The organism is Rhizobium sp. AN73 (genome assembly GCF_030757975.1).
GTDB classification, from domain to species: Bacteria; Pseudomonadota; Alphaproteobacteria; order Rhizobiales; family Rhizobiaceae; genus Agrobacterium; species Agrobacterium arsenijevicii.
Genome location: NZ_JARWME010000002.1, coordinates 173,088 through 192,299 on the forward strand (window position 1 = coordinate 173,088; position 19,212 = coordinate 192,299).

General features: G+C 60.2%; 23 protein-coding genes and 1 pseudogene. 21 read left to right on the top strand and 3 right to left on the bottom strand.

All coding sequences use genetic code 11. From position 1 onward, the window contains the following. Positions 1-34: 34 nt before the first annotated feature. From RBH10_RS10685 to urtD, 5 genes are all read left to right on the top strand, one after another. Positions 35-241 carry a DUF2735 domain-containing protein gene (locus RBH10_RS10685; RefSeq protein WP_281037233.1) on the top strand — a complete coding sequence of 69 codons (207 nt, stop codon included), beginning with the start codon at positions 35-37 and terminating at the stop codon, positions 239-241. A gap of 365 nt (positions 242-606) precedes the next feature. Further along, a complete protein-coding gene (urtA, locus tag RBH10_RS10690) occupies positions 607-1,908 on the top strand; it encodes an urea ABC transporter substrate-binding protein (protein ID WP_281037232.1) in 1,302 nt (433 codons plus the stop codon). Positions 1,909-2,180: 272 nt separating this feature from the next. Next, the gene (urtB, locus tag RBH10_RS10695; RefSeq protein WP_281037231.1) at positions 2,181-3,794 is read left to right on the top strand and encodes an urea ABC transporter permease subunit UrtB; all 1,614 of its coding nucleotides are present in this window, start codon (positions 2,181-2,183) and stop codon (positions 3,792-3,794) included. After that, positions 3,791-4,969: an urea ABC transporter permease subunit UrtC gene (urtC, locus tag RBH10_RS10700; RefSeq protein ID WP_281037230.1), complete on the top strand. Its 1,179-nt coding sequence runs from the start codon at positions 3,791-3,793 to the stop codon at positions 4,967-4,969. Before urtB ends, urtC begins: the two co-directional genes overlap by 4 nt. A 7-nt stretch (positions 4,970-4,976) precedes the next feature. Continuing rightward, positions 4,977-5,738: an urea ABC transporter ATP-binding protein UrtD gene (gene urtD, locus RBH10_RS10705; RefSeq protein WP_045017665.1), complete on the top strand. Its 762-nt coding sequence runs from the start codon at positions 4,977-4,979 to the stop codon at positions 5,736-5,738. Positions 5,739-5,887: 149 nt separating this feature from the next. Here the strand turns inward: urtD and RBH10_RS10710 are convergent, their stop codons facing one another. Further along, positions 5,888-6,172, bottom strand: coding sequence for a GIY-YIG nuclease family protein (locus tag RBH10_RS10710; RefSeq protein ID WP_281037229.1), 285 nt, complete (start codon positions 6,170-6,172; stop codon positions 5,888-5,890). Positions 6,173-6,430: 258 nt separating this feature from the next. Here RBH10_RS10710 and urtE point away from each other — a divergent pair, with 258 nt between their 5' ends. From urtE to RBH10_RS10790, 16 genes and pseudogenes are all read left to right on the top strand, one after another. Beyond that, entirely contained in the window at positions 6,431-7,126 is a 696-nt protein-coding gene (urtE, locus tag RBH10_RS10715) for an urea ABC transporter ATP-binding subunit UrtE (RefSeq protein ID WP_281037228.1), read from the top strand. 253 nt (positions 7,127-7,379) lie between these two features. After that, on the top strand, positions 7,380-8,633 hold the full coding sequence (locus RBH10_RS10720) for a PHB depolymerase family esterase (protein ID WP_281037227.1): 1,254 nt from the start codon (positions 7,380-7,382) through the stop codon (positions 8,631-8,633). Beyond that, the gene (locus tag RBH10_RS10725) at positions 8,540-9,391 is read left to right on the top strand and encodes an urease accessory protein UreD (protein ID WP_281037226.1); all 852 of its coding nucleotides are present in this window, start codon (positions 8,540-8,542) and stop codon (positions 9,389-9,391) included. Before RBH10_RS10720 ends, RBH10_RS10725 begins: the two co-directional genes overlap by 94 nt. A 110-nt stretch (positions 9,392-9,501) precedes the next feature. Further along, on the top strand, positions 9,502-9,804 hold the full coding sequence (locus RBH10_RS10730) for an urease subunit gamma (RefSeq protein WP_045017658.1): 303 nt from the start codon (positions 9,502-9,504) through the stop codon (positions 9,802-9,804). 10 nt (positions 9,805-9,814) lie between these two features. Next, positions 9,815-10,072, top strand: a complete 258-nt coding sequence (locus tag RBH10_RS10735; protein WP_281037225.1) for a DUF1272 domain-containing protein — start codon at positions 9,815-9,817, stop codon at positions 10,070-10,072. Positions 10,073-10,092: 20 nt separating this feature from the next. Beyond that, on the top strand, positions 10,093-10,398 hold the full coding sequence (locus tag RBH10_RS10740; protein WP_045017653.1) for an urease subunit beta: 306 nt from the start codon (positions 10,093-10,095) through the stop codon (positions 10,396-10,398). Between the two features lies 1 nt (position 10,399). Further along, on the top strand, positions 10,400-10,756 hold the full coding sequence (locus tag RBH10_RS10745) for a GFA family protein (RefSeq protein ID WP_045017651.1): 357 nt from the start codon (positions 10,400-10,402) through the stop codon (positions 10,754-10,756). A gap of 9 nt (positions 10,757-10,765) precedes the next feature. Then, complete coding sequence (locus RBH10_RS10750; protein ID WP_281037224.1) at positions 10,766-11,173, top strand: lysozyme inhibitor LprI family protein; 408 nt, start codon at positions 10,766-10,768, stop codon at positions 11,171-11,173. A 5-nt stretch (positions 11,174-11,178) separates the two neighbouring features. Then, entirely contained in the window at positions 11,179-11,823 is a 645-nt protein-coding gene (locus RBH10_RS10755; protein WP_281037223.1) for a Urease operon accessory protein, read from the top strand. Positions 11,824-11,827: 4 nt separating this feature from the next. Continuing rightward, entirely contained in the window at positions 11,828-13,537 is a 1,710-nt protein-coding gene (ureC, locus tag RBH10_RS10760; protein WP_281037222.1) for an urease subunit alpha, read from the top strand. 9 nt (positions 13,538-13,546) lie between these two features. Continuing rightward, positions 13,547-14,216 (top strand): annotated as a pseudogene (locus tag RBH10_RS10765) (TIGR02117 family protein). Between the two features lie 167 nt (positions 14,217-14,383). After that, positions 14,384-14,920, top strand: a complete 537-nt coding sequence (locus RBH10_RS10770) for a peroxiredoxin (RefSeq protein ID WP_281037220.1) — start codon at positions 14,384-14,386, stop codon at positions 14,918-14,920. A 151-nt stretch (positions 14,921-15,071) separates the two neighbouring features. After that, positions 15,072-15,560 carry an urease accessory protein UreE gene (gene ureE / locus RBH10_RS10775; protein ID WP_162633806.1) on the top strand — a complete coding sequence of 163 codons (489 nt, stop codon included), beginning with the start codon at positions 15,072-15,074 and terminating at the stop codon, positions 15,558-15,560. Positions 15,561-15,563: 3 nt separating this feature from the next. Next, positions 15,564-16,235 (top strand): urease accessory protein UreF, encoded by a 672-nt coding sequence (locus RBH10_RS10780; RefSeq protein WP_281037219.1) that lies wholly within the window; start codon positions 15,564-15,566, stop codon positions 16,233-16,235. 122 nt (positions 16,236-16,357) lie between these two features. Then, the gene (ureG, locus tag RBH10_RS10785) at positions 16,358-16,969 is read left to right on the top strand and encodes an urease accessory protein UreG (RefSeq protein ID WP_045017941.1); all 612 of its coding nucleotides are present in this window, start codon (positions 16,358-16,360) and stop codon (positions 16,967-16,969) included. Positions 16,970-16,972: 3 nt separating this feature from the next. After that, positions 16,973-17,788: an MBL fold metallo-hydrolase gene (locus tag RBH10_RS10790; protein ID WP_281037218.1), complete on the top strand. Its 816-nt coding sequence runs from the start codon at positions 16,973-16,975 to the stop codon at positions 17,786-17,788. Between the two features lie 22 nt (positions 17,789-17,810). On the opposite strand, the gene RBH10_RS10795 is transcribed toward RBH10_RS10790, so the two are convergent. Beyond that, positions 17,811-18,299, bottom strand: coding sequence for a hypothetical protein (locus RBH10_RS10795; RefSeq protein ID WP_281037217.1), 489 nt, complete (start codon positions 18,297-18,299; stop codon positions 17,811-17,813). Positions 18,300-18,483: 184 nt separating this feature from the next. Continuing rightward, complete coding sequence (locus tag RBH10_RS10800; RefSeq protein WP_045017632.1) at positions 18,484-19,173, bottom strand: Crp/Fnr family transcriptional regulator; 690 nt, start codon at positions 19,171-19,173, stop codon at positions 18,484-18,486. Between the last annotated feature and the right edge of the window lie 39 nt (positions 19,174-19,212).

Below are 19,212 nucleotides of genomic sequence, written 5' to 3' on the forward strand. Positions count from 1 at the left end.
CAGGACTAAAGTGCTTCGATGCAAACAAAGTGAGATGTTCGATATGGCAACTGGCTTTCATCGCGATACGGCAACGATCTACCAATTCCCGGTTGGCGGGCGCGCTGGCGTTCCCAAGTTCCGCAAGAGCGGCCTGAGCGACCTTGAGGAACAGGCGAAAGCGCCGCATATCGACTTCGGCTCCTGGTATCACGACGACGCTATCCGCGACGAAGACCGGGACGACAAACCGCACGCTTGATGTGGGTTTTGTAAACTGCGGTCGATTGCCAGATAATCGGTTTCTCTGTTTGTGTTTCCAGCGCTATCCGCTCACTCCGCGTCATCCTCGGGCTTGACCCGAGGATCCACTATCTGGAGCGGCCATGGATCCTCGCGTCAAAGGCGAGGATGACGTCGAATAGCTGGCGACGGTCCGGCGTGAAACCGCTTTGTGTTTCAACAACCACCTTCCCTCCCCAAAACGCTCCCTGCAGCTTTCGCCACCCCGCCTACGTCAATTGACGTATACGGTTTCGCGTCCACGAGATCGATAGTCCCTTCCAGCAGCGGTCAACGATGCCGCTGAAGCCCGATGAGGGCTAAACAAGGAGAGGGGTTCTTCCGATGACATTCCGCAAGACGCTGACAAAGACGCTTAGCGCTGCGCTGCTTGGCGCAATCATGTCCACCACCGCCTTCCACGGCGCATTCGCCGCTGACGATACGATCAAGGTGGGCGTGCTGCATTCTCTTTCCGGTACCATGGCGATTTCTGAGACGACGCTGAAGGACGCCATGCTGATGCTCATCGACGAGCAGAACAAGAAGGGCGGCGTTCTCGGCAAGAAGCTCGAAGCCGTTGTGGTCGATCCGGCCTCCGACTGGCCGCTGTTTGCCGAAAAGGCCCGCCAGCTGATTTCGCAGGACAAGGTTGCCGCCGTTTTCGGTTGCTGGACGTCTTCGTCGCGCAAATCCGTATTGCCGGTTTTCGAAGAGCTGAATTCCCTGCTGTTCTACCCGGTGCAGTATGAGGGTGAAGAATCCTCCCGCAACATCATCTACACGGGTGCAGCACCCAACCAGCAGGCCATCCCGGCTGTCGATTACCTTGCCAAGACCGAAGGCGTCGAGCGCTGGGTTCTGGCCGGTACGGATTATGTCTATCCGCAGACCACCAACAAGATCCTGAAGGCCTACCTGATGTCCAAGGGCGTCAAGGAAGAGGACATCATGATCAACTACACGCCGTTCGGCCAGTCCGACTGGCAGACGATCGTGTCCGACATCAAGAAGTTCGGCTCGGCCGGCAAGAAGACCGCCGTGGTCTCCACCATCAACGGCGACGCCAACGTGCCGTTCTACAAGGAACTGGCAAACCAGGGCATCAAGGCCGAGGATATTCCGGTCGTCGCCTTCTCGGTTGGCGAAGAAGAGCTTGCCGGTCTCGATACGCAGCCGCTGGTCGGGCACCTTGCCGCCTGGAACTACTTCCAGTCCGTCGATACCGAGGTCAACGCCGAATTCATCAAGACCTGGCATGCGTTTACGAAAAACGACAAGCGCGTGACGAACGACCCGATGGAAGCTGCCTATATCGGTTTCAACGCCTGGGTAAAGGCCGTCGAAACCGCTGGCACTACCGATACGAACGCGGTTCTCGACAGCATCATCGGTGTTTCGGTGCCGAATCTTTCGGGCGGTTATTCCACCGTCATGCCGAACCACCACATCACCAAGCCGGTGCTGATCGGCGAAATCCAGGCCGACGGCCAGTTCCAGATCGTGCAGCAGACCTCGCAGGTCGTGGGCGACGAATGGTCCGATTACCTGCCGGACTCGAAGGACCTGATCTCGGATTGGCGCAAGCCGATGTCCTGCGGCAACTTCAACGTTGCGACCGGCAAGTGCGGCGGCAAGGGTAGCTGATAGGGTTTGGTTGCCGCCCCCCTCGTAAGGAGGGGCGGCTCCGATAGTTGAAAACTGAGCCAGCATGCCCCCCTCTGCCCTGCCGGGCATCTCCCCCACAGGTGGGGAGATCGGCAAGACGCGATTTCGCCGCTCCACTCTCAAACTTTGATATGGGCGAGGCCTTGCCGCAGATCGATCTCCCTCCTTGTGGGGGAGATGCCCGGCAGGGCAGAGGGGGGTAGCGGCACCCACAGACGGCGCTTTTACCGGAAACGCTCTAAGGAACCGACATGACGATCCGATCTTTTCTCGGAGCTGTTTTTCTCTGGCTCGCCCTTGGGATCGCTGCGCAATCCATGGCGCAAAGCGATCCGAAGGCGTTGATCGATGCGCTCGGCACGGCGGATTTCAAGCAGGCTGAAACGCTGATCGGCCAGATCGCCACCACGGGTGACGCGCGGGTCGTGCCGGCGCTGGAGGCTTTCGCTGCGGGCGAGCTTTACGTGCGCAAGGCCGACAATCTGGTGTTCATGGTGCGGGCCGCCGGGTCCAGTTTCACGCTTCTCGATCCGCTTTCGGGGGAAAGTGTCGGTGAAGCGCCGAAGGCCGCTGTCTCCAAGATCAAGATCAACAACAATCTGCGCCGGGTCATTCGCGCAGCACTCGGTGGATTGACGCTGCTCAGCCCGGAAAAATCCGTGCGGCTTTCGGCGGCAGATGCCGTTCTTAAAGCGCCGAGCGCGGAAAATCTCGAATTGCTGGAAGCGGCCATCGCCAAGGAAACCGACAGTGAGGTGCGGACCCGGATGGAGGAGGCGCGAGCCGTTTCGCTGCTCTCCTCCGACCGGTCGCTTGGTGAGAAGAAGGACGCGATTGCGACCATCAAGAAGCTTGGCGGGCGTGACGCGATCGGCATTCTGATGGCGGCGTCCCCTTCCGTCGATCCAAGCCTGAAACCCGATATCGACAGCGCGATTTCAGGTATTCAAAGCTCGCTTGCCATCTGGGATTACGCACAGAACATCTGGTATGGCCTGTCGCTAGGTTCCGTGCTTCTGCTGGCCGCCATCGGCCTCGCCATCACCTTCGGCGTGATGGGCATCATCAACATGGCGCATGGCGAAATGGTGATGATCGGCGCCTACTCGACCTTCATGGTGCAGGAGCTGATCCGCACCCATTTCCCCGGCCTGTTCGACTGGTCGCTGGCCATCGCTCTGCCCGTCGCCTTTCTGGTGACGGCATTTGTTGGCCTCGTCATGGAGCGCGGCGTCATCCGCTTCCTTTACGGGCGGCCGCTTGAGACGTTGCTTGCCACCTGGGGCATCTCGCTCATGCTGCAACAGGGCGTGCGCTCCATCTTCGGCCCGACCAACCGGGAAGTCGGCAGCCCCGGCTGGATGTCCGGTTCCTTCAGCGTTGGTTATCTCAATTTCACCTGGAACCGGGTGTGGATCGTCTGTTTCTCGCTGTCGGTATTCTTCGCCTTGCTGGTCCTCCTGAAGCGCTCCTCCTTCGGCCTGCAGATGCGCGCCGTGACCCAGAACCGGCGCATGGCCTCTTCCATGGGCATCCGCACGCCCTGGGTGGATGCATTCACCTTCGCGCTCGGTTCGGGCGTTGCCGGCCTTGCCGGCGTGGCGCTGTCGCAGATCGACAATGTCTCTCCCAATCTCGGCCAGAGCTACATCATCGACAGTTTCATGGTGGTGGTGTTCGGCGGGGTCGGCAATCTCTGGGGAACGCTGGTGGGTGCCCTGTCGCTTGGCGTGCTCAACAAGTTCCTTGAGCCGACGGTCGGCGCCGTGCTTGGCAAGATCCTCGTGCTCGTCCTCATCATCCTGTTCATCCAGAAGCGGCCGCGCGGTCTCTTCGCACTCAAGGGAAGGGCGATCGAAGCATGATTACCGGCTTCCTCCTGCGCGCGCTCGATCGCCGCATCTCCATCGCCATCGGCATCATTCTGGCCATTGCCGTGCTGGTGCCCGCCTCCAACCTGCTTTTGCCAGCTGATAGCGCATTCCGTATCCCCACCTACATCATGTCGATGCTGGGCAAATATCTGGCCTATGCGCTGCTTGCGCTGGCGCTTGATCTCGTCTGGGGTTATTGCGGCATTCTCTCGCTCGGCCACGCCGCCTTCTTCGCGCTCGGCGGTTATGCCATGGGCATGTATCTGATGCGGCAGATCGGCACGCGCGGGGTCTATGGCCATCCCGTGCTGCCTGACTTCATGGTGTTCCTGAACTGGAAGGAACTGCCGTGGTTCTGGCACGGCTTCGACATGTTCTGGTTTGCGGCGCTGATGGTGCTGGTGGTGCCGGGGCTGCTCGCCTTCGTGTTCGGCTGGTTCGCCTTCCGCTCGCGCGTCAACGGCGTTTATCTCTCGATTATTACCCAGGCCATGACCTACGCGCTTTTGCTCGCCTTCTTCCGCAACGACATGGGCTTCGGCGGCAATAATGGCCTCACCGATTTCAAGGACATCCTCGGCTTTTCCGTGCAGGCGGATGGCACCCGCGCCGTGCTGTTTGCCATGACGGCCGTGATGCTGGCGATTTCACTGCTGATCGCATCCGGCATCGTCAATTCCAAATTCGGCAAGGTGCTGGTGGGCGTGCGCGATGCCGAAAGCCGGGTGCGTTTTCTCGGCTTCCGGGTGGAAAACATCAAGCTTTTCACCTTCGTCGTCTCAGCCATGATGGCGGGCATTGCCGGTGCGCTGTTCGTGCCGCAGGTGGGCATCATCAATCCCGGCGAATTCTCTCCCGCCAACTCCATCGAAGTGGTGGTGTGGACGGCGGTGGGCGGACGCGGCACGCTGATCGGACCGATCATCGGCGCTGTTCTGGTCAATGGCGGCAAGAGCTATTTCACCGGTGCTTTTCCCGAATTCTGGCTGTTTGCGCTGGGCGGTCTCTTCATCGCGGTGACGCTGTTCTTCCCGAAGGGCATTGTCGGCACCGTGCAGCATTATCTCATCGGGCGTCGTGAAAAGCGGGTCGCGCGTGCGGCAAGTGCGGCCGGGCAACCCGGCAATGACAGCGCCGCAACTGTGGCGCAACAGGCGGCGGAGTGAGGCTGATATGAACACGATTTCCGAAAACAGAACCAAGAGCCTGCTTTATCTGGATGGTGTTTCCGTTTCCTTCGACGGGTTCAAGGCGCTCAATTCCCTCTCCTTCGTGGTGGAGCCGGGTGAACTACGCGCCATCATCGGCCCGAATGGTGCGGGCAAAACGACGATGATGGATATCATCACCGGCAAGACACGGCCGGATAGCGGCAAAGTGTTGTTTGAGGACAGCATCGACCTCACGAAAAAGGACGAGGCGGATATCGCCCAGCTCGGCATCGGGCGGAAATTCCAGAAGCCGACGGTGTTTGAAAGCCATACCGTCTGGGACAATCTGGAACTGGCGCTCAACCGCAAGCGCGGCGTTTTCGCCACGCTGTTCTACCGGCTGACAGCGGAGGACAAGGCGCGCATCGAGGAAATCCTCGCCACCGTGCGTCTCAGCCACCGTCGCGGCGATCTTGCCGCCAACCTGTCGCACGGCCAGAAACAATGGCTGGAAATCGGCATGCTGCTCGCGCAGGAACCGAAACTGCTTTTGGTGGACGAGCCGGTGGCCGGCATGACGGATGCGGAGACGGCCGAAACCGCCGTGCTCTTGAAGGAAATCGCCAAGACCCGGTCGGTTGTGGTGGTGGAGCACGACATGGGCTTCATCCGCGAACTGGGTGTGAAAGTGACGTGTCTTGCCGAAGGCTCGGTGCTCGCCGAAGGCTCGATCGATTTTGTGTCCAGCGATCCGAAGGTGATCGAGAATTATCTGGGGCGGTGATGGGGCGGCTCATTGTTTCGGTTGTTTGGCGCTTGCCGCTGTGGATCCTCGGGTCAGGCCCGAGGATGACGTCGGTGGTTTTGTCGATGCCAGTGCCACACTCTCTGCCGTCATCCTCGGGCTTGACCCGAGGATCCATCCCCACCCGCTCATCCAAACTCCTCATAAAGATCGCGCCACTCCGGATTAAAATCCTCAATCAGCTTGATCTTCCAGTCGCGATACCAGCGCTTCAACGATTTTTCTCGCTGGATGGCGGTGCCGATGCTCATATGCTCCTCGTACCAGACGAGCCTCGTGCACCCGTAAAGGCTGGTAAAGCCCTTCGTCAGTTTTTCGCGGTGTTCATAAATTCGCTGCTCAAGGTTGGACGTCACACCGATGTAAAGCGTTCCGTGCCTGCCGCTTGCAACAATGTAGACGAAGCCGCTCATGGTGCGTTCTCGGGGGTGGATCCTCGGGTCAAGCCCGAGGATGACGGGTGGGTGGGGGTTACGTCTGGAAACTACCCTGAGAATGTTGCACGAAAATTTTCACGATATGGCGTTCTGCCCGTAAGACGAAATTGCAAGCTGAAATCGGTATTCGGTAATGTCGCTTTGCGTCTCCTGCTCCCCTCAACGTCATCCTCGGCTTGACCCGAGGATCCATGCCACACTCTCCTGTCAAGCTTTTTCAGACAAGGTAGCACCATGCTGAACGTCAACGACATCAACCTCCACTACGGCGCGGCACAGGCTCTACGCGGCGTGTCGCTCACGGCCGAGATGGGGAAGATCACCTGTGTTCTTGGCCGCAACGGGGTGGGCAAAAGCTCGCTGTTGCGCGCCGTTACTGGTCAGCACGCCATCAGTGCCGGGTCGATCAGCTTTGAAGGGGCGGCGCTGGATGGGCTGGCGCCTTACCATCGGGCCAAGCGTGGTGTCGGTTACGTGCCGCAGGGGCGGGAAATCTTTCCGCTGCTCAGCGTGCAGGAGAACCTTGAAAGCGGTTATGCGCCTTTGCCGCGCAAGGAACGTTTTATTCCTGATGATATTTTCAGCCTGTTTCCGGTGCTGCAATCCATGCTGGGAAGGCGCGGCGGCGATCTCTCCGGCGGGCAGCAGCAGCAGCTTGCCATTGGCCGGGCGCTGGTGACGCGGCCGAAAATTCTGGTTCTCGACGAACCGACCGAGGGCATCCAGCCGTCGATCATCAAGGATATCGGCCGAGCGATCAAATATCTCAAGGACTCCACCGGCATGGCGATCCTGCTGGTCGAGCAATATCTGGATTTCTGCCGCGAGCTTGCCGACTATGTCTACATCATGGACCGGGGCGAAATCGTGCATGAGGGGCTTGCCGAAACGCTGGATACGCCCGAAGCGCGGCGTCATCTGACAGTATAATTCGAGACTAAAAGCCATGCGCGCCGATCACGGCGTGCAAACGGGCGATTAATATTTTGAAAGCCTATGCGCCTGAGCATGGCTTTCATGCGTGATTTAGCGTTTTTTTGAATAAAAACCTGTGATATTGCCAGCGAAAATGCTGCATGCGAGACACAGGACAAGTCTATTCGCACGCCGCGACAGTTGATCCCTTACATTCCATGCACGTCCGACGTATCGTTGGAGAAATTGTGCCCATAAAGGCGTGTCAATGAAAGCAGACTTTGCCCCCGGCCGGGCCGCCCGGCTGTTCCGTTCCGCCCGCACCCTCGTTCTGGGCCTTGCCATGTGCGCGAGCGCCGGTGTCGCAGCGTCGGCATCGACCTGCGGTCAGGTTTCCGGACCCGGCATGGAGCAGGGCAGGCACGATTTTTCCATTCTCTCCAGTGGTCAGAAACGCCAGGGCGTCTATTTCGTTCCATCGGCCTATGACGGAAAAAAGCCGCTGCCTGTCGTGTTCGATTTCCATGGTTCCAATAGCAATCCGCACGGCCAGCTGAACCGCAGCGGCTGGGACAAGCTTGCCGAGCGCGACGGCCTTGTCGTGGTGGCGCTGGCGGGCAGCCTCAATGGCGAAATGCCCGGCACCCATGCCTGGAATGTTCCGGGGGTTACCACGCGTCCCGGCGGACTGGATGAGGTGAGCTTCATTCGCGATGCGATTGCCATGGTGAAGGGCAAGTTCTGCGTGGATGAGGAGCGCTTTTACGGTTCCGGTTATTCCGGCGGCGGGCGCATGCTGTCGCAATTCATCTGCAACGGCAGCACAGATTTTGCCGCTGCCGGCTTTGTTGCGTCGCTGCGTGCGGGTTATCCGCTGGAGACGGACGGCAAATGGGGACCGGATGCGGCAAGCTGCAAACCGGTGCGACCGATGTCGATCATCGCCTTTGCGGGGCTGAAAGATCCGGCCAATCCCTATCAGGGCGGCGGCAAGTCCTACTGGCAATATGGCGGCGAAACGGCGCTGAAGCGCTGGGCCGAAATGGATGGTTGCAAAGGCGGCGCGAAAACCAGGCCGGGCGAGAGCTTCACTATCAATTCCTATGATGTCTGCAAGGGCGGCGCACGCATCCAGTCCTATGTCATCAATGATTGGGACCATGCCTGGCCGCGCGCCACCATGAAGGCGGAAGTGCTGGCTGCGAGCGCCGTCGTCACCCGCAAGCCGGGCGGCGAGCAGACGCCGAAGGCCGAACCCGCGGTGGAGCGCAAGATGCCCACAGGCGAAGTGACGCGCACGGTTGATGCGGCGGAAAGAATGTGGGATTTCTTCCGCAACACGGAAGGACAGATGGTGGTGGACGCCGTCGTCAAAAAGGATTGCGGCGCCAAGGCCGGGTCCGCTTCCGCAACCGTTTCGGAGACCGCGTGCAGCCAGAACAGCAAGCCATCCGCCCTTCCGGTCTCAAAGACGGTGAACCTGTCCGGCAGCAACGCGCCCGTGGCAGAGGACGCATTGTAACCAAGGCTGTCGAAGGGCGCAGCCGGCTGGACCAGCTGTTTCAGGAAGGCTGCGCCAAAATCCGCCTGCCGGATACTTTTTCCAGCGAAATCGAGGCCATCCTCATCAACTCCTCCGGCGGCCTGACCGGCGGAGACGAAATGGAATGGCAGGCTGTTGCCGGTGCCGGCACCTCGCTGGTGGTGACAACGCAGGCCTGCGAGAAGGTCTACAAGGCATCGTCCGGAACCGCTGCCGTCACCGCCCGCGTTTCCGCCGGGCCGGGCGCGCGGTTGCACTGGCTGCCGCAGGAAACCATTCTTTTCGACCGGGCGTCGCTGACCCGCAGGCTGGAAGCCGATCTCGACGCAACCTCCGAATTCATTGCCGTCGAAGCCGTTCTGCTCGGGCGTCAGGCCATGGGCGAGGCGATGCAGCAGGGCCTGTTCCGGGATCGCTGGCGCATTCGCCACGGGGGCAAGCTGGTGCATGCCGAAGAGCTGCTGCTTGCGGGCGAAGTGGCGGAGCTGACCGCGAAACCGGCGGTGCTTGCCGGGCAGGTGGCCTTTGCGACGCTTCTTTATATCGGGCCGCTGGCCGAAGCGCTTTTGCCTAAAATCAGGGCTATTGCCGGTGAAAGCGGCGGTGCCAGCGAATGGCAGGGCAAGCTTGTCGTGCGCGTTTCCGCCGCCGATGGTTTCTCGCTCAGAAAATTACTTTTTCCGATCATTTCGCTCTTGCGAAACGGCGCGCCAGTGCCGAAAGTCTGGAATCTGTAAAGCTCTGGATTGCCCGTTACCGGCGACTTCCGGGGTCTGTCAAACAAGTCGGATTTTGCCCCGGAAACGCTACCGGTTAAAGGGGCTGATGCGAAAGCTGCGGGACGACGATGAACCTTACTCCGAGAGAAAAAGACAAGCTGCTGATTTCCATGGCCGCCATGGTGGCGCGCCGCCGGCTGGAGCGCGGCGTGAAGCTGAACTATCCCGAAGCGATTGCGCTGATTACCGATTTCGTGGTCGAGGGTGCGCGCGATGGCCGTGCTGTCGCCGACCTGATGGAAGCCGGCGCGCATGTTATTTCCCGCGATCAGGTGATGGAAGGCATCGCCGAAATGATCCATGATGTGCAGGTGGAAGCGACGTTTCCCGATGGCACCAAGCTTGTGACTGTTCACGAACCGATACGGTGAGGGGGCCAATATGGCGCTGGAGCTTCGGCCCAATTGTGAATGCTGCGACCGTGATCTTGCCCCCGACAGCCGGGATGCGATGATCTGCTCGTTCGAATGCACCTTCTGCGCCGATTGCGCGACGGATGTGCTCCACGGCGCCTGCCCGAATTGCGGCGGCGAGCTGGTTCGCAGGCCCATTCGCCCGGCGGCCAGGCTCGTGAACAACCCGGCATCGACGAAGCGGGTGCTGAAGGCCGAGGGCTGCGCGACAGTGACGGCCGCTTGAGAGAGATAAAGGGGAGCACCATGAAACCAGGCGAAATCATTGCCGCAGAAGGCACCATCGAACTCAATGCCGGCCAGCCGACGGTGACGATCGAGGTGGCCAATACCGGCGACCGGCCGGTGCAGGTGGGCAGCCACTACCATTTCTTCGAGACCAATGCGGGGCTAGTCTTCGATCGCGACAGGGTGCGCGGCATGCGTCTCGATATTCCGGCTGGCACTGCGGTTCGTTTCGAACCCGGCCAGAAGCGGGAAGTGACGCTGGTGCCGCTTTCCGGCAAGCGCGAAGTTTACGGTTTTCGTCAACAGGTAATGGGGAGGCTCTGACATGACCACGGCGCATTATCACGGAAGCTGCCAGTGCGGCAGCGTCAGCTTCGAGGTCGATGCCGACCTCGACCACACAGTTGTCTGCAATTGCTCGCGCTGCAAGCGCCTCGGTTCCACGCTTGCCTTTGCGCCGCGTGACAAGTTCACGCTGCTTTCCGGCGAGGACAAGCTGACGGAATATCTGTTCAACAAGCACAAAATCCATCATCTTTTCTGCTCCACCTGCGGCATCGAAAGTTTTGCCTATGCCGACGGCCCGGACGGAACGCCGATGGTGGCGGTGAATGCCAATTGTCTCGACAGCGTCGATCCGCGTGCGCTGAAGTCGCAGGCTTTCGATGGCGCGGCGGCCTGAATGATGGCCATGACAGTGCAAAAATTCCATGTCGCGGCTGCGCTGCTGTTTCTGGCGGCTGGCCCTGCGTTTGCCGACGATGCGCCCGATTGCACATCGCCGCAAACCCAGACCGATATGACCATCTGCGCCGGGCAGGAATACGACAAGGCCGACAAACAGCTGAACGCCGAGTATCAGAAGGTTCGCAAGCAGCTTGCCGAGCGCGACAAGTCGGCGGAAGAGAGCGACAAGGGCGCAACCGACGCGTTGATTGCCGCCCAACGCGCCTGGGTGGCGTTTCGCGACGCCAATTGCGAAGCCTTCGGCTTTCAGGCGCGCGGCGGCACGATGGAGCCGATGCTGGTTTCCTCCTGCCTTGCCGATATGAGCAGCAAACGCGCCGACGAATTGCGCGAACTTTCCGAAGGCTTCTGAACGGCATGGGGCGGCGGATCATGATTGTCGGAAACGGGGAAATGCCGCAGGGCGTGGCTGATCTCATCGACCTTTCCGACATCGTCATCCGCTTCAACGATTGCCGCTCGCTGGGCGCGGGCGGCAGCCGCACGGATGTGGTTGCCGTCTGCAATACCGGGCGACCCGGCCGCGAGATGAGCGAAGGGGCCGAGTGGCGCGACAATGACGGGGTGCAGCGGGCTTCCGCGATCTGGTCGGTTCGCGATCCCGTGAAATTTGCCGAAATGGAGCCGGATATCCGCGCGCGCTGGCCGGAACTCACCGATTTCTGTACCGATTACACCGCCGGTTTCGCTGAGATCGCCGAAGCAACAGGCAAGAGCCACATCGTCATTCCGCGTGGCGTGCATGAGCGGCTCGATCACGTATTGCAGGCCTATGCGCCGGCCCCATACGTCTGCCCGAGCACCGGGCTTCTTGCCATTGCCCATGTCCTTGAGACCGTGAGCGGCGATGATGACGAGGTGGCGATTGCCGGTTTTGGTCATCACGGCTGGAACGGGCATCCGTTTGCCGCCGAAAAACAGCTTGTAGAGGCCCTCACACATGAGGGCCGACTGACACGAATTTCTCCCACATCGATTTTCTCCGCGTCCGAAGGAGCCTGAACCCATGCCTTACAAGATTTCCCGCGCCGCCTATGCCGGCATGTTCGGCCCGACCGTTGGCGACAAGGTGCGTCTTGCCGATACCGAGCTCTTCATCGAGATCGAGAAGGACTACACGACCTATGGCGAGGAAGTGAAATTTGGCGGTGGCAAAGTCATTCGCGACGGCATGGGCCAGAGCCAGGCGACGCGGGCCGAGGGCGCTGTCGATACCGTCATCACCAATGTCGTGATCGTTGACCACAGCGGCATCTACAAGGCGGATGTGGGCCTGAAGAACGGGCGCATCCACGCCATCGGCAAGGCTGGCAACCCCGATACGCAGCCGGGTGTGACGATCATCGTCGGTCCCTCGACGGAGGCGATTGCCGGTGAAGGCAAGATCCTGACCGCCGGCGGCATGGATGCGCATATTCATTTCATCTGCCCGCAGCAGATCGAAGAAGCGCTGATGAGCGGCGTCACCTGCATGCTGGGCGGCGGTTCCGGCCCCGCGCATGGCACGCTTGCCACCACCTGCACCGGCGCGTGGCACATCGAGCGCATGATCGAGAGCTTCGACGCCTTCCCGATGAATCTCGCGCTCGCCGGCAAGGGCAATGCCTCGTTGCCAGCACCTCTGGAAGAAATGATTCTTGCCGGCGCTTCCTCGCTGAAATTGCATGAGGACTGGGGCACGACACCGGCTGCCATCGACAATTGCCTGACGGTGGCCGACGAATACGACGTGCAGGTGATGATCCACACCGACACGCTGAACGAAAGCGGTTTCGTGGAAGACACGGTTGCCGCCATCAAGGGCCGCACCATCCATGCCTTCCACACCGAAGGTGCCGGTGGCGGCCATGCGCCTGATATCATCAAGGTCTGCGGCAACCCGAACGTCATTCCGTCATCCACCAACCCGACGCGGCCCTACACCATCAATACGCTGGCCGAGCATCTGGACATGCTGATGGTGTGCCACCATTTGTCCTCGTCCATCCCTGAGGATATCGCGTTTGCCGAAAGCCGCATCCGCAAGGAAACCATCGCTGCCGAGGATATTCTCCACGATATCGGCGCGTTTTCGATCATTTCGTCCGATAGCCAGGCCATGGGTCGCGTTGGCGAAGTGGCGATCCGCACCTGGCAAACGGCCGACAAGATGAAGCGCCAGCGCGGTCGTCTCAAGGAAGAGACCGGCGAAAACGACAATTTCCGCGTTCGCCGTTACATCGCCAAATATACCATCAACCCGGCCATCGCCCAGGGCGTCAGCCACGAGATCGGCTCCATCGAAGTCGGCAAGCGCGCCGATCTGGTGTTGTGGAACCCGGCATTCTTCGGCGTGAAGCCAGAAATGGTGTTGCTCGGCGGTTCCATCGCCGCAGCCCCGATGGGTGATCCGAACGCCTCCATTCCGACACCGCAGCCGATGCATTACCGGCCAATGTTTGCCGCCTATGGCAAGCTGCGCACCAATTCCTCGGTCACGTTTGTCAGTCAGGCGTCGCTGGATGCCGGTCTTGCAGGGCGTCTCGGCGTCGCCAAGAAGCTCTTGGCGGTGAAGAACGTGCGCGGCGGTATTTCCAAGGCGTCGATGATCCACAATTCGCTCACGCCGCATATCGAGGTCGACCCGGAAACCTACGAGGTGCGTGCCGATGGCGAGCTTCTGACCTGCGAACCGGCGACCGTGCTGCCGATGGCGCAGCGTTATTTCCTGTTTTAACGGCACCTCATGTTGAGACGTATCATAAGGTGGATCGGTGGCGCGGTGCTGCTGGTCGCCCTGCTTCTTGTGCTCGGCACCGTTGTGCCGCGTCCATTTTTCGCTGATGAAGCAAGCGTCGTGAGGGATCGCGAAATCCTGCTTTTATCCAACCCTATCCACACCGATATCGCCCTGCCGGTCGATGACGGTCTGCGGCAGGTCTTTGCCGAATTGCAGGAGGGCGGTATCGCGGTCAACCATCCCGCCGCAGCCTATCTGGTGTTCGGCTGGGGCGGCCGGTCATTCTATATACAGACGCCCACCTGGGCCGATCTGAAACCCATGCCTGTGTTGCGCTCGCTGACGCTCGACCAATCGGTGATGTATGTGGACGTGACGGGGGGATTTTCCGGCCGACCTTGCCGGGGTAAAACGCCTTCGCATTTCCGAAGCGGGGTATCAGCGCCTTGTGGCGGGAATTCGTGCGAGTTTCCTGCGGGAGAACGGCGAAGTTCAGCTTATACCCGGTGCTTCCTACAGCCTGACGGATGGATTTTTCGAGGCGAATGGCTGGTTCAACGCGCTCGCCGGCTGCAACACATGGTCGGCCGCCATGTTGCGGCAAGCCGGTATTCGCACGGGCTGGTGGACGCCATTGCCGCCTTTGCTGCGCTGGTCGGTGGCGCTGCACAATTGATCTTCCGGCGGTGCGACGTTTCGTTCATTTGACGTCTGGTAATCCGATTTTTATGCTGCACCGCAATGCTTCTTGCGCTATGGAAGCCGCAAAAGAATTTCGTGCGGAGCGATCCCAAGCGATCCGCGCAAAACGCCAGAAAATTGAAGACAGATCAGGAGAAAGACATGCTCGGCAAGAAAGTGCCCGCGGTTACATTCCGCACCCGTGTTCGTGATGAGGCCGTTGGCGGCCCGAACCCTTTCCGTTGGCAGGACATGACCTCCGACGATTACTTCAAGGGCAGACGAGTCGTTCTCTTCTCACTGCCCGGCGCTTTCACGCCGACCTGCTCGACCTTCCAGCTTCCCGATTTCGAAAAGCTAGCGGGCGAATTCCGCGCGCTCGGCGTCGATGAAATCTATTGCCTGTCGGTCAACGACGCCTTCGTGATGAATGCATGGGCAAAGGGCCAGAGCCTCGAAAACGTCAAGGTCATTCCTGATGGTTCGGGCGAGTTCACCCGCAAGATGGGCATGCTGGTTGCCAAGGACAATCTCGGTTTCGGCATGCGCTCCTGGCGTTACGCCGCCGTCATCAACGACGGTCTGGTGGAGCAGTGGTTCGAGGAAGAGGGCTATTCGGACAATTGCGATAGCGACCCCTATGGCGTTTCCTCGCCGCAGAACATTCTGGAAAACCTCAAGAGCCGCGCTGCGGCCTGATTGTGGTTTGATTTTTTTTGACAAGGCCCGGCAGCGATGTCGGGCTTTTTCGTTTTCCGAGATGCGTTCGACCTGAAATCGCGCCTTGAAATCATCCCGCCTATCCGTCAACAATCGGAACCCCAAGACTGTTTCTGAAACGGATCATCCCATGCTGCGCGTCACCTCCTATCACCCCGCCGGAACTCCAGCCGACGAACCTTCCGGTTATGTCACTCTGGCACATGACCAGCGGCATCTGCGCCGCAAGCTGCTGCATTTGCAGAACGACGAGATGGTGATGCTGGATCTGAAGGAGGCCGTGCTGTTTGCCCATGGCGATCTGCTGGTGGTGGAGAACGGCGATCTGGTGGAGGTTCGCGCGGCGGATGAAAAGCTGTTCGAAATCAAGGCGAAAGACCGTCTTCACCTGATCGAACTTGCCTGGCATCTGGGCAACCGGCACCTTTCGGCGCAGATCGAGGAAGAGCGTATTCTCATCCTGCGCGATCACGTCATCCGCGCCATGCTGGAAGGTCTCGGTGCAACCGTGCGCGATGTGGAAGAACCTTTCCAGCCGGCACGCGGCGCCTATCACGCCCATGGTGGTCATTCCCACGGGCACGGCCATGATCATGGCCACCATCACGACCACGGCTGAGGCGTGAGCGAAGATCGCGGCGTTGCCGCGCTGCTACGGCTGATGGCCTGGATGTCGCCCGCCTTTCCCATTGGCGGTTTTTCCTATTCCGGCGGTCTTGAAAAGGCGGTGGAGGACCGGCGCGTCAGTGATGCCGCCGGTCTTTACGGCTGGGTGGAGGTGCTTCTGCGTTCGGGCAGTCTGTGGAACGATGCGGTATTTCTGGCTGATGCCTGGCGAAGCTCGCAGGATGCCATCGCACTGAGCGAAACGGCCGATCTGGGCCGCGCGCTGGCCGGTTCGGCGGAGCGCTACCGCGAGACCGTGCTTCTGGGAGATGCCTTCGTTTCCGCTGCCGGGGCATGGCCGCATGCAGTTTTGGAGTTGTTGCCTAAGGAGGCTCCCTATCCCGTTGCCATAGGGGCGGTGGCAGCCGGGCATGGCGTGCCGCTTCGGGAAACACTTGCCGCGTTCCTGCATGCCGGTGTTTCGCAGATCGTTTCGGCGGGCATCCGGCTCGGCGTCGCAGGACAGAAGGATGGTGTCGCCATTCTCGCCGCAAGCGAGGTGACGATCGGCGAAATGGCGGCTCGCGCCGTGCAATCCACGCTCGACGATCTCGGCAGCGCCACTGTTATCGCCGACACGGCGGCCATGCGCCACGAGACGCAGGCGACACGGCTTTTCCGCTCCTGAGCATCACACCGCAATGCAGCATTGTCGCCCTTGAAGCGGCGGTGTGAAGCGTTATGGTGGGGGAAATATCAAAGCATATCGAAGGGAACATGGTTGTGACATCGGGCATGAAATCGGGGGGCATGAAATCGGGCAATGGCCCGCTGCGCGTCGGTATTGGTGGACCGGTCGGTTCCGGCAAGACCGCGTTGACGGAGAAGCTCTGCAAGGCGATGAGCGCCGATTATTCCGTCGCCGTCGTCACCAACGATATCTACACCAAGGAAGATGCGGAAGCGCTGGTGCGCATGCAGGCGCTGCCTTCCGAGCGTATCGTCGGCGTCGAAACGGGCGGCTGCCCGCACACGGCCATCCGGGAGGATGCGACGATCAATCTTCAGGCGATTGCCGGTCTCAATGCCCGGTTTCCCGATCTCGACGTGGTCTTTATCGAATCCGGCGGCGACAATCTGGCGGCGACCTTCTCGCCCGATCTCGCCGATATCACCATCTATGTGATCTCCGTCTGCCAGGGCGAGGAAATTCCGCGCAAGGGCGGGCCGGGCATCACCCGCTCGGACCTGCTGGTCATCAACAAGAAGGATCTGGCGCCCTATGTCGGTGCCGATTTGACTGTCATGGACAATGACGCGACCCGCATGCGCAACGCCATGCCTTTTGTCTTCACCGACATGAAACGCGGCGAGGGTGTCGATCGCATCGTCGGTTTCCTGAAAGAGCAGGGCGGTCTCTGAAACATGACGACGTCCCGCCGTTTCGGTCCCTATGATGTTTCCCGTTTTGTCGATGGTGTCTACAAGGCGCCGGTCGGCCATCTCCTCCATCGGCAGGGCGAAGCCGCCCTGACTACTGCCCTTGCCGGGCACGAGGGCGAAACGGTGGATATGGATGTCAACTGTTTTGCGCTGTCCGGGCCTGATGGCATTTCGCTGATAGACACCGGCTGCGGCACGGCCTGGGGTCCGAGCTACGGCCATGCGCGTGCCGCGATGATTGCCGCTGGAATTCAGCCGGGCGATGTCAACCGGGTCATCCTTACCCATATTCACGGCGACCATGCGCTCGGTCTTATCGATGGCGACCGGCCTTATTTTCCCAATGCGGAAATATGGGTTCCCGAGGCCGATCTTGCCTTTTTCACCAGTGAGGAGGCACGAAAGACCTTGCCGCCCGCCCGGCAGGGTGCTTTCGACATTGCCGCCCGGCTGCTCGATATTTGCGGGGCCATGCTGCGGCCGATCCCTGTCGGCAGGATTGCCGAGGGTATAGAGGCAATCGCCATGCCAGGCCATACGCCGGGACATGTCGGTTATCTCATCGACAATCAGCTGCTATTGTGGGGTGACGTGCTGCACATTAGCGAGCTGCAGGCAAACGATCCCGGCATCGGTTTCGTTTACGATATCGATTCCGAGCTTGCTTACGCGACACGCATCAAGGCGCTCGCCGATGTCGCTGACCATGGCTGGCTGGTTTCCGGCGGCCATCTCGGCGGATTTTTCCGTGTCGAGCGGCAGGGCGAGACCTTCCGTTTCGTGCCGCAACCCGCCTGATTACGGGTTCCGCGACAGGCGGCTATTTCAGCGCGAATGAATCCGCACTGCAGGCGCCGAGCGAGTTGGAATTATATTTGTGCCAGTCGTCGATGCTCAGCATGCCGACGCGGATAGCGCCTTCACCCAGTGTATCGCTGGAATCCTTGACGGTAACCCACTTGACCGGCTTGTCACAAAAGCCGTTCTTGCCTTTGTTCTGTGCGAAAAACGCGTCGGCGTTCAGCACCTGATAGACGTCTCCGCCGAATTCCGTATCGCTGCTGTTTTTCCAGGTGTCGGAATATTGAAGCTTCATTTCCCCTTTTAGCAGCGAGAAATGTGCGGAGGTGCGGCTGAGTTTCATGGTTTCGCCCAGCGTTGCCGAGGTGCCGTTTGACACGGCGACATAGGTACGCGGGCTCTTCGTTGGCATTGCCTTCACATTCGATTGGGCGATGGCGCCATGTGCCAGGAACGCACCCAGCGAGGCTACGGCAAACAGGCTTGTTAAATGTCGGTAGCGTGTCATGGACGTCCCTCTTTAACGTTGCAGCTGCATATTTTGCATCGCTGTTATAGCGGGCGGCCGAATAAACCGAAATGGGCAACCTGTTCAATGCTTAAGATAGCCTTGTGGCGAGCCGGGCATGCGCCGCGGCGACACGAAAAAGGGCCGCGACGGCGTGGCCCCTATCATGCGGCCGGGCCACGCTCTAGATCTGCTTCAGCGCCGCGACGTCGTTGACCTGCACGATGCGGCCGCGCACGGTGACGCCGGCCTTTTTCAGTGCGGAAAAGGCACGCGACAGGGCTTCCGGCGCAAGGCCGAGCTTGCCGGCGAGCAGACTTTTCTGGAAGGGCAGCCGCAACGAAAAGGATGTGGCGTCACGCGGCCCCTGATTGATGAGGTAGTGGGCGACGCGTTGCGGCGCGGTTTGCAGCCGGTCGTTGGCGATGCAATCCATGGTGCCGAGCAGGCTGTTGGACAGGCAGCGCATCACGGCCTTGGCGATTGCCGGTTCCTGATCGATGAGGTTGCGGATTCTTGTGAGATCGAACCGCGCCACGGTGCAGTTCTCGGCCGCCTGCGCGCTGTAACGATAGCTGTCGCTGCCGAAGATCAGGCATTCGTTGAAGGTATCACCCGGACCGCTGACCCGCACATCCGCCTCGCGCCCGTGCCTGTCCAGCCGGTAAAGGCGCACATAACCCGACAGGACGCAGTAGAAATATTGCGCTGCCTCGCCCTCCTTGAAGAGCACATGGCGAGCATTGAGATTGGTGACGGTTGCCGCCTCCATCAGCTTCAACGACGCCGCTTCGTCCGCAATCCCTATCAGGGGTGCGCGCAGCAGAATGTTCCTGTCCCTGTTGCTCAGCTTCACGGTCTTGTTCACGTCCATCCGGCTCCCGCTCAAACCTTTTGCCGGGTTGTCAGAGGC